The following is a 15,049-nucleotide window of genomic DNA, read 5'->3' as shown; positions in this document are numbered from 1 at the left end:
CTTTCACAATTCCCTAAACCAGATAAACCTTCTAAACCCTCTAAACCCTCTAAACCTTCTCAACCTTCTAAACCTTCTCAACCCTCTAAACCTTCTCAACCCTCTAAACCCTCTCAACCCTCTCAACCTATTTTATGGCTATGTTTTCAATGTCTAACGCGTGTTTCACCTTTCCACTTTTTCACTTTTTCACATTATATATTAGCTGGTTAATCTATTTTTCCAGGTAGTGCAGAAAGAGTTCATAGACCTCAACTGGCAGTCGTTTTGCTTTACCCTCCGCGGCAAAAACGATTGTTATGTCTGCGTTAAAACATTTTTCTCCTTTACTGTTATAAATTTCCTGATGCCATTTTCCTTTTATTCTGTTCATTTCGGTAAAGCAGCTTTTAATAGTGATCAGTTCATCGTGGTCAATGGATTTAATAAAGCTCATTTCCACATAATGGACAAAGAGTTGGACTCCTTTTTTCTGGAGATCGGACTGAGCTAAATTCATTTCATAAAGTGCTTCGCTACGTGCTCCTTCTAAAAGTTGCAGATAGTTGGCATTATTTAAATGACCATAAATATCGCATTCGTAGCCATAGATTCTTTTAGTAAACGCAAAAATCATTGTTTTTACCTCTTAAGAAAAGGTTGTAGCGGGATTTTTCTTGACCGATATCCGCTTTTATTTTGTTATGTAAAAAATATTATGGATAGAGGATATTATGGCTGGAAAAAATGTCAATCAGAAAATCAGGCAAAATATCAGCAAAACATCTAAAACTATGCCTAGTGCTAAATCTACTGCCAGGGAAAAAGAGCCCTCTGCTTTTGCCAAACATCTTCCCTGGGTTTTGGTCATAATTCTTTTTCTCCTGCTCAGTTTGATATATTTTCCTGTTGCCTATCAAGGAAAAGCACCTCAGGCATCGGACATAATTCAATGGCAGGGTGCAGCAAAAGCCATAATTGATTATAATGCAACGCATAAAGATAATGCTTTATGGACTCCTTATATGTTTTCCGGAATGCCCTCATATATGATTCATTTTCCCAATCGTTATCCCTTTCTGGAAAATATAACCAAGCTGACGGATAAAATTATCAACTGGCGTATTTTTCTGCTATTCATTGGAGGAGTAGGTATTTTTTTACTTTTAAGGCAACTGAAAATGGACCCCTGGATTGCCTTTTTTTCTGCCATTGCTTTCACTTTTTCCTGTCATTGGGTCGGTTTGTTGGAAATTGGGCATAATACCAAATTTCGTGCCATAATGTATATCCCCTGGGTCGTTTGGGCTTTGTTTCGCTTGAAGGAAAAGCCAAATATATTGAATTTGGGCTTGCTGGCAACTTTTCTAATTACGCAATTACGGGAAAATCATCCTCAAATAACTTATTACCTTTATTTGTTTATCGGTATGTTTTGGATTTACGGTTTGATTGAGGCAATAAAAACTAAGCAGCTTAAAAAGTTCGGCAACTGGACCGGACTGCTGATTATTGCTTTTGCTGTAACTGCATTAGCGGTGATGAATCCCTATCTTTCTACCTGGGAATATAGTCATTACACAATGCGTGGAGGTTCAACAGGTCTGGAAAAAAGTTATGCTCAGCAATGGAGTTTCCCGCCTGTAGAAATAATTTCCTTTATCATTCCTGATTTCTTTGGTGGAATAAATCAGAATTATTGGGGTGCAATGCCTTTCACGCAAATTTATAATTACTTTGGCATAGTTGTTTTATCTTTAGGAGTTATAGCTCTCTTTGGCAAGCACAAAAAGTTTTCCCTCTTTTTGTGGATTGCTTCCGCTATTTTTTTAGTGCTTAGTTTTGGCAGTTTTACTCCTGTTATTTCCAGTTTCTTTTTCAAGTATCTGCCGATGTTCAATAAATTCCGGGTGCCTTCTATGACCTTGATTATGGTTCAATTTATAGCCGTTATTTTGGCAGGTTTGGGTTTGGATACGATTGCCTCCCTGGAAAATAACAGCAAGTGGCAGAAGAAATTATTTACCGCTTTCTGGATAAGCGGAGTGGTTTTTGTTCTCTTTCTCATTTTGGGACAAAGTATTTTCAAAGGTCTGCCCTATACCAATGCCGCCGAAATAGAACAATATCAAAGATATAATGCCCTCGCTAAATTGGAGGAATTGAAGAGTTTGCGTCCTGGAATGCTTTATAAAAGCGGAATTCTAAGTTTATTGCTGCTAACTGTTTCTCTGGGAATTTGTTATCTTGCCAGCGCCAAAAAACTGAAGAAGGTTGCTTTGGTTTTGTTGATTACTCTGATTACTTTCATAGACCTGTATATATACACGGGAAAGCATTTAAAAGACCTTTATCCGGCAGAAGAAAGAGAAGCGCGTTTTGTAGCTCAGGATTTTGATGAATTCCTTTTGGAAGATAAAGACAATTATCGTATCTATCCATATAATATGGGACAAATTAGAACTGCCGGAGAATGGGCATATTATCATCAAACCATTGATGGTTACAGCGGTGCCAAACTAAAACGCTATGATGATGTATGGAAAATTATTCAGGGGGACGACAAAAATTACAGTGAATTTTACCGTTATCTGAATGGTGTTTATGAAAAAGGTGGAGTGGAAATCCCTACACCTCTTCTGGATATGCTTTCTACTAAATATATTATCTATCCCGATTCTCTGCCCTACGCTTTTCTTTTGAACAAAATAAAACCTGTTTTTACGAGTTTCTCAGGTGCTAATATCTATCAAAATTTAACCGCTTACCCGCGTGCCTGGTTTGTAGATTCCCTATCCGTAATTCCGGAAACTGAAGCCCGTTTGCAAAAAATGCGGGAACCGTCTTTTAATCCACGCTCTTTAGCTATTGTGGAAAGTAAGATAGATGGCGTTTTTAAGCCGGATAGTTGCTTTGCAAAAGAGACCTTTTTTGATCTGCACAATGTTAAATATGATGTGGCTACCGATAAAAATGCCTTTTTAGTTGTTTCTGAGGTCTATTACCCTGCGGGCTGGAAAGCTTTTATAGACGGCAAAAAAACAGAAATTTACCCTGTAAACCACATTTTGAGAGGGGTAATTATTCCTCCAGGAAAACATACTCTGGAAATGAAATTCATCTCTGAGACCTATAAATTAAGTTTGACTTTAAGCTTGGTAGGTATTCTGGCAACGGTTCTTCTTTTGGTTGCAGGAATTGGATGGGAAGAAAAAAAGAAGAAATTAAAAAAATAGAACGCAGATAACTGGATAGACAGGATCAACAGGATTTAATATTAAAGAGTTATGTATATAAGTACAACGAGAAAAAGAGAAGATTTACAAAGAGAAAAAGAGAAAAAGAGATTTGAGGAAGAATGAAAATAACTCGGAAACTATAAAATAATCTCAGTGTAAAAAAATCTGCGAAATCAGCGTAATCTGCGTGCACTTATCTTTTTTTCGGTGTTCTCAGTGTAAAATATGTCTATAACTCAGAAAGCAGGTTTTGCAGCAATTCCAGTTTGGTATTAACTTCTATAAATTTCTCTTTCTCTTTGGCAACAACTTCTTCTTTGGCATTATTCAGGAAATTGGGATTGGCAAGTTTTGCCTTAATTCCACTCAGTTCTTTGGTTAGTTTTTCAATTTGTTTTCCGAGCCGATTTTTTTCACTTTCAATATCCACCAATCCGCTTAAGGGCAAAAAGATTTCAATATTGCGAACCACAGAAGCAATTGCAGCTTTAGGTATGGCAATATTTACTCCCCCTGAAAGGGTTTTCACTTTTGCCAATCGGTTAAAGTAAGCCATATAATTTTCAAAGAGTTCCTGCTGAGAATTTTCCGCAAACCGAATAACGATATCAATTTCCTGATTTGGAGCCAGGTTTATTTGTTTCCGCAGGTTCCGAATGGCAGTAATGCTTTCCTGCACAAAGCGCATATTATTATCAATATCGTTATCTATAAGTGTCTCATCTGTTTCTGGGAAAGTGGCAATAATGAGTGCTTCTTCTTCCATTGGAAAGATTTTTTTTATACCCTGCCAAATTTCTTCCGTAATAAATGGCATAATAGGATGCAACAGACGCATTCCAGTTTGCATCACATACAAAAGTATATACTTAGCCGTTAATCTGCTGGAAAGTGCTGAGGAAGGATTTAAACGGTCTTTGCTAAGTTCAATATACCAGCTGCAAAATTCATCCCACATAAACTTAAAGATTTCTGTAGCAGCATCGTTAAAGCGCAAATTTTCATAGTGAGCACGCACTGCAATTATCACTTCCTGCAAACGGGAAATTATCCATTTATCGGCAAGTTCCAGTTGCAATTCATTTTCCGCAGGTAATCCTTCAATATTTTCCGCATTCATCATAATGAATCTATAGGCATTCCACATTTTATTGGCAAAGTTACGTCCCGTTTCCAAAATACTTTCACTGAAGATTACATCCGCACCTTTGGGTGTGCCAAAAATCATACTAAACCTTAAAGCATCGGCTCCAACGGTATTAATTAAATCAATTGGGTCGGGAGAATTGCCTAAGGACTTGCTCATTTTGCGTCCGATTTCATCTCTTACAGTTCCATGCAATAGAACAGTATCAAAAGGAATTTTATCTACAAAATGCAGGGTACTCATTATCATTCTGGCTACCCACAGGTATATAATTTCGGGAGCTGTAATTAATACATTGGAAGGAAGATAGCGTTTCAAATCAGCTGTTTCATCAGGCCAACCCATTGTGGAAAAGGGCCATAACCAACTGGAAAACCAGGTATCCAGCACATCGGAATCCTGAGTAAATTTAGTTCCTCCGCATTTAGGACATTTTTCCGGTATCTCTTTAGCTACAATCATATAAGAACAATGATCACAATAATATACAGGAATGCGATGTCCCCACCAAATTTGACGCGAAATACACCAATCCCGAATATTATTCATCCAATGCATATAGACCTTTGTCCAGCGTTCCGGTTGAAACTTAATTTCTCCATTTTCCACAACTTCTATAGCTTTTTCGGCTAAAGGAGCCATTTTTACAAACCACTGATCGGAAAGATAGGGTTCAATAACTGTATCACAGCGATAACAATGTCCTACAGAATAAGAATGTATTTCCGTTTTTTCCAGCAGACCTTGTTCGGTAAGCATTTTAAGCACTTTTTCCCGGCAGGCATAGCGGTCTAAACCCTGAAATTCCTTTTCTGCATTTGCGTTCATAATTCCTGTTTCATCCATCACTAAAATCTGGGGTAAATTATGTCTGATGCCAATTTCAAAATCGTTGGGATCGTGAGCAGGAGTAACTTTTACGCAACCGGTTCCAAAATCCCTATCTACATATTCATCAGTTATTAGCGGTATCTTTCTGTCCGTTAAGGGCAAAATCAATTCTTTACCGATTAAGGAACTGTAGCGTTCATCTTTAGGATTTACGGCTACAGCAACATCACCTAACATTGTTTCCGGACGGGTTGTTGCTACTGTCACATAGCCATCCCCTTCAGCAAAAGGATAATGAATATACCAAAGATGACCGTTTTCATCGGTGTGTTCCACTTCGTCATTTGCCAAGGCAGTAACACAACGCGGACACCAATTAATAATATATTTGCCTTTATAAATCAGTCCTTCTTCATATAGGGCTACAAAAACTTCTTTCACAGCTCGCGAAAGCATTTCATCCATCGTAAAACGTAAGCGGTCCCAATCGCAACTTGCGCCCAAGAGTTTGAGCTGATCAATAATAATATTGCCTTTCTCATTTTTCCACTGCCAGATTTTCTCCACCATTTTTTCGCGACCTAATTCCTGACGCGTAATTCCTTGTTTGGCAAGTTCTTTTTCTACCATATTTTGCGTGGCGATTCCAGCATGATCAACTCCTGGCAGCCAAAGAGTAGGTTCACCTTTCATTCGGTGATAACGAACAACGACATCTTGAAGAGTATTATTCAAAACATGACCGATATGCAAAATACCTGTCACATTCGGAGGGGGCATTAGGACGGTAAACGGTTTTTGGGCAGTGTTTTCGCGGGGCTTGAAATAGCCGTTTTCTTCCCAAAACTGATACCATTTCTTTTCCAGGTCTTTAGGTTCAAATGTCTTACTGATTTCCATTTTGGCAGTTACCTCTTTTTTTTGTCGTTGTTTTGTTCTTCTTTACATATTTTTTAACTGTTTTGAACCAATTCTGAAAAGAAGGTTTGGCGTCAAGTAAAAGCTGGTTTGTTTCTTACAAATTGAAAGAAGGCACGCCAATATCATTTTAATAATCGGGTCTATGATAAGTAGTTCTAAAAAAATCAATTATTATTTAGTTTTCCTGCCCCCCCCTCTTATGATCACTTTTCATTCTTCATTTTAATCTCCTCTCGGCGTTTTTGGTGTAATAAAAGGTTTAATTATTAGCGCTTGCTTTATCGCATTATTATTTTAACTTTTTTTTAGCTCTGTTGATGTTTATTTGGTTTTTACCATTTTGCGGACATAGGTTTTCCCTTTAAATCGCATAGAACAGATATAGAGTCCGCTTGCTAATTCCTTGCCCTCTTTGTTTTTACCCGAAAACTCGCAAACATAGGTTCCTGGAGAAGAATGAGTTTCAGAAAAGCTATTTACTAATTGTCCTTTAGCATTATAGATTTTAAATTCCACAGTTCCTTCCTGTTTCAGGGCATAGTGGATTTTTGTGCCAGGATTAAAAGGATTGGGAAAAACTCCTAAAAGAGCTGTTTCCGGAGGAGGAAGCGGGGGTGGATCATTGGAAGTTAAAATTGTAATGGGACCCCAAAAATTCTCTATAGCATCATTATTGATAACTTTCAGCCAGTAATAGTAACGGGTAAGAGCTACAGAAGTTGTATCCGTATAAGTATAATTATTTTGTTGGGCAGGATTAAAGGTTATTAAATCGCTAATAGCTATTGCAGAAGAAAGATTACTGTTATTTGCGCGCCAAATTTGAAAAGCGGATATTCCTGTTTCTGCATTGCTTATCCAGGAAAGAACAACTTTATTGCTCTCGTTCAGGGTTGCCGTAAAACTATTTAGATAGGGTGGCAAAACATTATTCTGACGGGGAAAACAGAATGATATTTTGGTAGCATTGGAATAAAAATCAGGCACGGTAAAATAAGCAAATTCATTTGTCCAGTTTATTTCTGCCGATTGAATCATCCATATTCCTCTGCCTTCAATTTTATAGCCCAGATAATAGGGTGTAAATCCTAAATTATGATAAAAAATAATTTCTGCGCCGCTGAAATTCGCTCCCGTAAGAGTAAAATCCATTCCCGCATCCGCAAAGGGCTCATCTAACGAGGCAAAACCGGAAGTAACAGTTAAATAATTTTCCGGATTAGTAATTCCTTCAATTGTAAGTTTGGGATAATATGTATTGCCTAAAGTATCGGATACAGCCGGGACATTAACTAAAGCCAACCCATTGTAAACAAAGGCATAGTCCGTATAGTTATTGAGAAGAACACGAATATTATCAACCGCAGCAGGAGGTTGAGTTCCGCCAGTGGCATCGTTTGTCCACATCAAAATAATTCTTTTAGGTCCGCCTGATAAAGAATTCGGAATATTAAGGTCTGCTTCTTTCCAAATTTCCGTATGATTCAAAGGAGAGCTCAATTGTCCTGTGCTTAAAACAATTCCCGCTTCCGGAACTACATCGGGTTCAACACAATAAACCCTTAGGTAGTCAAAATAGGGTCCTGTTCCTTCTCCTTTGGCTTTCCAGGAAAAGCGTAATTTGCAATTCTCGGTTCCCTCAGGAATTAAAATATCTTTGTAAGCATAACTGACAGAAGCACTATTGGTTATATAAGTATGGCTGATTCCGCCATCACCGCTGATAAAAAGTCCTCCTCTTCCGGCTTGAGTAACGAGAGAACCTCGCATCCATTTATTGGTCTGATTTTCATTGGCAAAAGTCCACTGACAGCTATCTGTTTCAAAACCGTCAATAAAGGGAGTATTTTGAGCAGTTAGTGAAATTGCCTTCAGGACTATAATCCTATTTTCGCTATCAACATTATGAGTAATAATTAAATTGCCATTATAAGTCCCTGGCGATTCAGGAGTGAAAAAGACGGTAAAAACAGCAGAATTATCAGCAGAAATAGAGAAGAATACAGTATTTTGTTTCTTTCCCTTACAAGCAATGCTAAAGCCATTAGGCACAGTAATTTCTCCCGTTAGCAGGGAGGTTCCGGTGTTAGTTATGGTAAATGATTTGCTTGTTTCAAAGCCAACAAGAACATTGCCAAAAACCAGGTTGTTAGCACTGATTTGAATATTTGGCATATTAGCCGTTGATATTTTCAGGTTAGGTCTGTAAACAGTTAAAGTTCCGCCATAAAAAATATCGGTTTGATCGTTAGTATCACTGCGGGTGTAACGATAACCATTAGGGGTTACTGTGTAGCAAACTGTTCCATAAGAGGAAGTTGCATTTGCCGGGCTAAAAGCAGTATCTATCAAAATATTATCTATTCCGTTCCAGCGAAAAGGGGTATCTAAAGTAAGCATTTCAAAACCACCCGGAACAGGTCTGTAATTATCAGCAAAATAATAAGTAATTAAGTTTTCTTCACCTCGCCATTGAGAAACATTTTCTGCGGCTGTATGAGCCATTCTTATTTGGAAAGCAGGAAGTGAATATAAAGGTGAAGAAACGATATTAAAGCCCAAACGGGAAATATATATAGGACCAAAAATACCTTGCAGATTTAGTTCGCTGGCTTTATAAATCATCTGACCGTGTAAACTTTTCCGAAGATTATTAATAGGACAGCCCTCTGCAGAACCGGTAGCAGTGGTTCCTGTTCCAATAATTGCTTCCGTAACATCTTCCGCTATAGGAGTTGCAGTTTGGGCGGAAGTTGATTCCGATTCACCATCAGCATAAACAGCAACAATTTTATATTGATAAGGAACTCCGATTGTTACCTCCATATCGGTATATCTTGTTCCCGTAATTGTAGTTAGTAAAATATCGTTACGGTAAATTTTATAGCCGATAGGATTTCCTGCTTCCGGAACTTGCCAGTAAATAAGAATAAAGCCATTTCCCCCGGCAGCTGTCAAATTTCGCGGAGGCCAATAGTAGATTTCATATTCAGGCAAAATCAAATGGTCTATCCAAGCACAGTTATCATATTCATAACCATCTTCGTAACTGTAATAAGTCCAAGAAAAAGTATGCAAACCGGACTCTATCGGACAGGAAACCAGTTCCCAATCTCTTTTTCCTGTCCATTGAACAGCAAGATTATCATCAATGTAAAAACGCAGGTAACTAAATTCTTTTCGGGCAGATACCTTCCTATAAAAACTGATATCTCCCGGCTGAGTAACATTTATTTTCAGCTTCAGTTCGGATAATGAACCGTTTTCCACACCTCCACTACGGGCAGAAAAGCTTCCCGTAAAATAAATATCATCCTGCACATACCAGGGGTTGGGGCTATTGTTATGCCAAAATAATGACGAAAAATCACCTGTTTCAAAACCTTCATCGGCAGGAGAGACAATAGATATAACTATTTGATGCTGTCTTTGATTACCGTCATTATCAATTGCTACTACCTTTATTTTGTGCATCCCCAAAGATGCCTCGGCGGTATTCCAAATCCATTCATAAGGCATTGTAGCATCGGAAAAAACATAATCAGGATTGTTATCCAGAAAGAAACGAACTTCCATTACACTTCTATCGTCCAAATCAGATGCCTCAACCCGAACAGGAATGAGCGAATTGATTACAAATCCGGTATTATTAATGGGATAGACAATTTTACATTGCGGTAAATAAGGATTGGCAGCTAAAACCGCCTGATAGGCATTTACCAATCCATAACCTGTCCAGTAATCCCAACCTTCAAAAGTATTAATAGTCATATCTGTCGCTGTGGAAGTAATTATATTTCTTACTTCAGCAGGGGAAAGACCAGGATTTACGGAACGAACTAAAGCCGCAACTCCTGCTGCATAAGGACTGGCACAGGAAGTTCCGGAAAACCACATATAATAATTAGCATCAGAATAACCGCCAGAACCTTGAATATCCGTTGTCGGTAAAATAGTAGGAGCCAAAATATCAACCGCTCCTGCTGTATCCTGTTCCATAAAAGAGTAACCGGAACCCCACCAATATTCACCATCGGAAGAATTGGAGTTTTTTCTTTCTCCGGAAGGACTGGCAGCTCCAACTGCTATTACATCAGGATGTTTTGCCGGATAACCTATAGCCGGCTCATCATAATTTCCCGTACTTGCAAAGAGAACTACTCCATTATTATAAGCATAACTCAAAGCACTATCAGCGGCAGGATCGGAACCTATTTCCATACCATAAGCCCCAAAACTCATACTGACTACATCCACATTTTGGTCTGCAGCATAAATTAAGGCATTAGCAGCATAAGTAAATGATATTTCACCATTACTATTAGATACTTTTATAGGCATTACACTACAGCCGCCTGCAATTCCAGAAACCCCAATTCCATTATTAGCTATAGCAGCAGCAATTCCTGCAGTGCAAGTTCCATGCCCTGCATAAGCACTGTTATCATTCGGATCATTGTCGTTATCCCCAAAATCATAGCCCTGAACCAAACGCAAATCAGGATGATTAATATCTACACCTGTATCCAAAATCCCTATAATAATATTCGGGTCTCCAAAGAAATCTGTTTCTCCCCACGCCGCAATAGCATCGCTGTCAAAACCGATAATTCCTACACCAGGTCCGCTATGAGAACCGTTTATATAAGCTGGAAGCTGAGCAGTATTATTATGACCCCAATTATTAGCAAAATAAGGATCATTGGGAACATTATGCAAATAAGCATAATATTCTGGAATCGCCTCTTCAATATAGCGCTTATTTTTTAGATTGGCAATTACTTCTTCCACGCTTTTAATTCCATTTAAGTGAACTAAAAACCAGCGATCAAAACCGGTATCTTGAACCCATTTTTGGTCTTTGGCAGCAATATGAGCACGGGTGATGGACTTTATTCCGTTTAAGGCAAATAATTGATCAAGTTCATTAAAATGGGTCTTTTCCCTTGTTTCATAAGCATTAATTGGCAATTGGGAACGATTAACCGCATCCTGGCTGAGCTTTATTTTCACAACATTAGCGCAGTAAAGCGGTTGCTGTTTTGGCTTATCTTGCCGGGCTATGGCAAAAAAATTACACGCCAAAAACAGACCGAGAAGAAGAACTGTAATTCTTTTCATAATATCTAAAAATAAAGCAATAATCATTCCGGCGAAGGAGTTTTAAATAAAATATATTCTTCTTGGGCATCGGGGTGCCAAGTTTCTTTTCGGTAAAAGCAAATTAAAAGTACATATCTTATTGATAATATAGAAGGTTAACACTATTCTCTGTCCCTGTGGACTTGAAATGCGTAATTGCTTGTTATATAGTTGATTAAGTAACGACTCCGTAACACTTCCGTAACACTTCCGTTGTCTCGTTACGGAGTTGTTACTTGGTTGTTACTTTGTCATTATAGGGTAAAAAAAATAAGAAGTAAGATTTTTTGCTAAGATAGCTATATTCAACAAAATTGTAATTATAGCTTGCCAACTTTCTAATTTTTTGGAACTTGTTGAAGAATAGCGTCCTTCGTCTGCTCCCCAAAAAGAGATTTTGATTGACAAAAAATGTCCCTTTTAAGTTCAGTTCATAAATGCTTAGAAAGCACAAGCGATTGTTTATAAAGAAGGATTATTTCCACCTCTGATAATATGTTCCTGCTTGTGTCTTGCTAAAAAAATTATCAAAGATAAGGAGAAATTAAATGGCAGTCCCCAAAAGACGAACCTCCAAAAGCAGGAGAGATAAACGCAGAACTCATAAGGTTTTAACTCCTCCAACTATAAGCACTTGCAAGAAATGTGGAGAACCCAAACTACCGCATCATATTTGTGAAAAATGCGGTACCTATAATGAAAAGCAAATATTAACAGTTAAGGAGTAAGGTGCGTATTGCCGTAGATGCTTTCGGAACTGATAATGCACCGTTTCCGGAAATTGAAGGCGCTGTTCTGGCTATCAAAGAAGACCTTTGCGAAGAAGTAATCCTGGTTGGAGATGAAGTAAAAATCAAATATGAACTGGAAAAATTCTTTTATCCGCAAAAAAGAATCAGCGTTGTTAATGCCACACAGAGAATAGAAATGGAAGATAGTGGTGCAACAGCTGTGCGTTCTAAAAGAGATTCTTCTTTGGTGAAAACAATTGAGCTTCATAATCAAGGTCTTGCAGATGCTGCTGTCAGCGCAGGAAATACAGGAGCAGTAATGTCTGCTTCTCTTTTAATCTATGGTCGCATAAAAAATGTGTTGCGTCCTGCTATTGCCGTTGTTTTCCCTACGGAAACGGGACATCAAATTCTTTTGGATATGGGTGCCAATGTGGATTGCACAGCAGAAAATTTAGTGCAGTTTGCCAAACTGGGAAGTATGTATTTCAAGTATTTTTTTCAGGAAGAGCATCCCCGAATTTCACTCTTGAATATCGGAGAAGAAAGTGCCAAAGGAAATGCTACAACCAAGCAGGCATATCAATTACTCAGCCAGGAAAAAGAACTTAATTTTATCGGTAACATAGAGGGCAAGGACATTATTAAAGGAATTACCGATGTAGTTGTCTGCGATGGATTTGTCGGTAATATTGTATTAAAAACCATTGAAGGTGTGGGCTTTTCTATTTTTGAGATATTGAAAGAACAGATAAATAAGGACTGGATTGCCAAACTTGGCGCCCTTCTTTCCTATCCTGTTTATACCCATATAAAAAATAAACTGGATCATACGGAATACGGTGGTGCTTTACTTGTTGGTTTAAACGGAATTTCTGTAGTTGCTCATGGACGCAGTAATGCCAAAGCAATGAAAAATGCTATCCGTTTTGCTGCCTTAATTGCCCAATCCGGCTTCGTAACAAATGCCAGGAACTATTTTGAGAGGTCTTAATTATGCTGAATTATTATGCCAAATTATCCTCCTTTGGTAGCTGTGTTCCCCAGAAGATATTGAATAACTATGATTTGGAAAAGATTGTGGAAACCAGCGATGAATGGATTAGAACCCGCACAGGAATGTTTGAAAGACATATTGCTTCCGAAAATGAAGCAGCCAGTGATTTAGCTTATGAAGCAGCTGTTAGAGCAATAGAAAGTTCCTCCGTTAAATATAAAGATATTGATCAAATAATTGTAGCTACCATTTCAGGAGACCATCCCTTCCCTTCAACTGCCTGTATTTTGCAAAAGAAATTGGGGCTGAAAGATATTCCTTGCTTTGATATTTCTGCCGGTTGCACGGGTTTTATTTATGCTTTGGATGTAGCTCGGCAATATGTAGAAAATGGAATTGTGCAAAATATTTTGGTTATAGGCGTAGAAATTATTACTAAAATTACCAACTGGAAAGACCGGAATACCTGTGTTCTTTTTGGTGATGGAGCCGGAGCAGCAATAGTAAGTAGAGCTGAACCCAGCGAAATTTCGCGTATTATTGATAGTAAAATAGCTGCAGATGGCAGTCAAGGTGAGTATTTAATTCAATATGCAGGCGGTTCGCGTATGCCAGCCAGCCACGAAACAGTGGATAAAAACCTGCATACTGTTTATATGGAAGGCAATCGGATTTTCAAAAATGCCATCAGATGTATGTATGCTTCTTCGGATGAACTCTTGAAACGCAATAATCTTACTACTGCAGATGTGGATTGGATCATTCCCCATCAGGCAAATTTACGCATTATTGAAGGACTGGCTTCCAAAATGAAAGTGCCTATGAGTAAGGTTATCGTGAATATTGAAAAATATGGAAATACCTCCTCTGCTACGATTCCTATCGCAGCGGATGAGGCAATCCGAAACAAAAAAATCAGACGCGGTGATATTATTTTGCTTACTTCCTTTGGAGCAGGATTAACCTGGGGAAGTATTTTAGCAAGATATTAATAACGGAAGGTTGACATCTTTGTCAACCAATGTGTAATCAGAGAACGCTGTTCCTCCGCAAAAAAAAAGATGCGAAGCTAAAGCGGGCTCCAATCACAAAAGAGGTAAATAATGAAAACAGCTTTTGTTTTTCCCGGTCAGGGTTCTCAGTATGTAGGAATGGCAAATGACTTTATTCAAAAAGACCCTGCTTTAAAGGAAATTCTGGATAACTTTGATAAAGCTCATAACACAAATTTGGCTGAAGTAATGGCTTCAGGACCAGAAGAGACGCTAAAACAGACAAGTTATACTCAACCCGCTATTTTATTTCACAGTATTTCCGCTCTTTACGGGTTTCAAAATAAAAGTAAACTGCAGGCAGATTTTGTTGCAGGCCACTCTTTGGGAGAATTCAGTGCCCTTGTCGCTTCAGAAATGATTACCTTTCAGGAGGCCTTACATTTGGTGCATAAAAGAGGTGAATTTATGATTAAAGCCAATGCCGGTGTCCCTTTTGCAATGAGTGCTATTATCGGTTTAGAGCCAAATTTGGTAAAAGAAATTTGTTCTGAAGCAGAAAGTGTCGGTTTAGTAAGAGCTGTAAATTTTAACACTCCTATTCAAACCGTGATTTCCGGAACCGCGGAAGGAGTTCAAAAAGCGGGTGAAATTGCCAAAGCCAAAGGAGCTAAAAGAGTTATTCCTTTGGTAGTTGGCGGTCCTTTTCATACTCCTTTAATAGACAAAGCCAAGGATTGGCTTATGGAAGAAATGCGGAAAGTGGATTTTAAGGATGGAAAAATACCCGTAATTTCCAATGTGACTGCTCTACCAGTTATGAATGGACAGGAAGAAAGAGAACTCCTTGCCCGACAAATTGTTTCACCTGTTTTATGGGTTCAAAGTGTGCAGTATATGATTGACCAAGGAGTTCAACGCTTTATAGAATTCGGTCCGCAAAAGGTCTTAAGCGGTATGATTAGAAACATCAATAAGGATGTGGAAGTTTTTTCAATTGACAAATATGAAGACATTGATGGTGTGGTGTCAGCTACAAGTTAAGTTGCTAAAAATAAAAATTATACTAA

At 38.2% G+C, this 15,049-nt stretch carries 8 protein-coding genes; 5 read left to right on the top strand and 3 right to left on the bottom strand.

Annotation, left to right across the window (positions count from 1 at the left end; translation table 11 throughout):
* Positions 1-214: 214 nt before the first annotated feature.
* Positions 215-616, bottom strand: coding sequence for an acyl-CoA thioesterase (locus tag CLOAM_RS01245; protein ID WP_015424029.1), 402 nt, complete (start codon positions 614-616; stop codon positions 215-217).
* Positions 617-713: 97 nt separating this feature from the next.
* Here CLOAM_RS01245 and CLOAM_RS01240 point away from each other — a divergent pair, with 97 nt between their 5' ends.
* Positions 714-3,215 (top strand): YfhO family protein, encoded by a 2,502-nt coding sequence (locus CLOAM_RS01240; protein ID WP_015424028.1) that lies wholly within the window; start codon positions 714-716, stop codon positions 3,213-3,215.
* 232 nt (positions 3,216-3,447) lie between these two features.
* On the opposite strand, the gene CLOAM_RS01235 is transcribed toward CLOAM_RS01240, so the two are convergent.
* Together CLOAM_RS01235 and CLOAM_RS01230 are read right to left on the bottom strand one after the other, a co-directional pair.
* A complete protein-coding gene (locus CLOAM_RS01235; RefSeq protein WP_015424027.1) occupies positions 3,448-6,096 on the bottom strand; it encodes a valine--tRNA ligase in 2,649 nt (882 codons plus the stop codon).
* 342 nt (positions 6,097-6,438) lie between these two features.
* Positions 6,439-11,238 carry a S8 family serine peptidase gene (locus tag CLOAM_RS01230; protein ID WP_232502687.1) on the bottom strand — a complete coding sequence of 1,600 codons (4,800 nt, stop codon included), beginning with the start codon at positions 11,236-11,238 and terminating at the stop codon, positions 6,439-6,441.
* A 569-nt stretch (positions 11,239-11,807) separates the two neighbouring features.
* On the opposite strand from CLOAM_RS01230, the gene rpmF reads away from it, so the two are divergent.
* The 4 genes from rpmF to fabD all read left to right on the top strand — a co-directional run bounded on the left by rpmF (position 11,808) and on the right by fabD (position 15,023).
* Positions 11,808-11,987, top strand: a complete 180-nt coding sequence (rpmF, locus tag CLOAM_RS01225) for a 50S ribosomal protein L32 (protein ID WP_015424025.1) — start codon at positions 11,808-11,810, stop codon at positions 11,985-11,987.
* 1 nt (position 11,988) lies between these two features.
* Entirely contained in the window at positions 11,989-12,984 is a 996-nt protein-coding gene (plsX, locus tag CLOAM_RS01220) for a phosphate acyltransferase PlsX (RefSeq protein WP_015424024.1), read from the top strand.
* A gap of 2 nt (positions 12,985-12,986) precedes the next feature.
* A complete protein-coding gene (locus CLOAM_RS01215) occupies positions 12,987-13,979 on the top strand; it encodes a beta-ketoacyl-ACP synthase III (RefSeq protein WP_015424023.1) in 993 nt (330 codons plus the stop codon).
* A 111-nt stretch (positions 13,980-14,090) separates the two neighbouring features.
* On the top strand, positions 14,091-15,023 hold the full coding sequence (gene fabD, locus CLOAM_RS01210; protein WP_015424022.1) for an ACP S-malonyltransferase: 933 nt from the start codon (positions 14,091-14,093) through the stop codon (positions 15,021-15,023).
* The last annotated feature ends 26 nt before the right edge of the window (positions 15,024-15,049 follow it).

The organism is Candidatus Cloacimonas acidaminovorans str. Evry (assembly GCF_000146065.2).
Lineage (GTDB): Bacteria > Cloacimonadota > Cloacimonadia > Cloacimonadales > Cloacimonadaceae > Cloacimonas > Cloacimonas acidaminivorans.
Note: the sequence above shows the minus strand (reverse complement) of the source record. Positions and strands in the feature narration are given on the sequence as shown.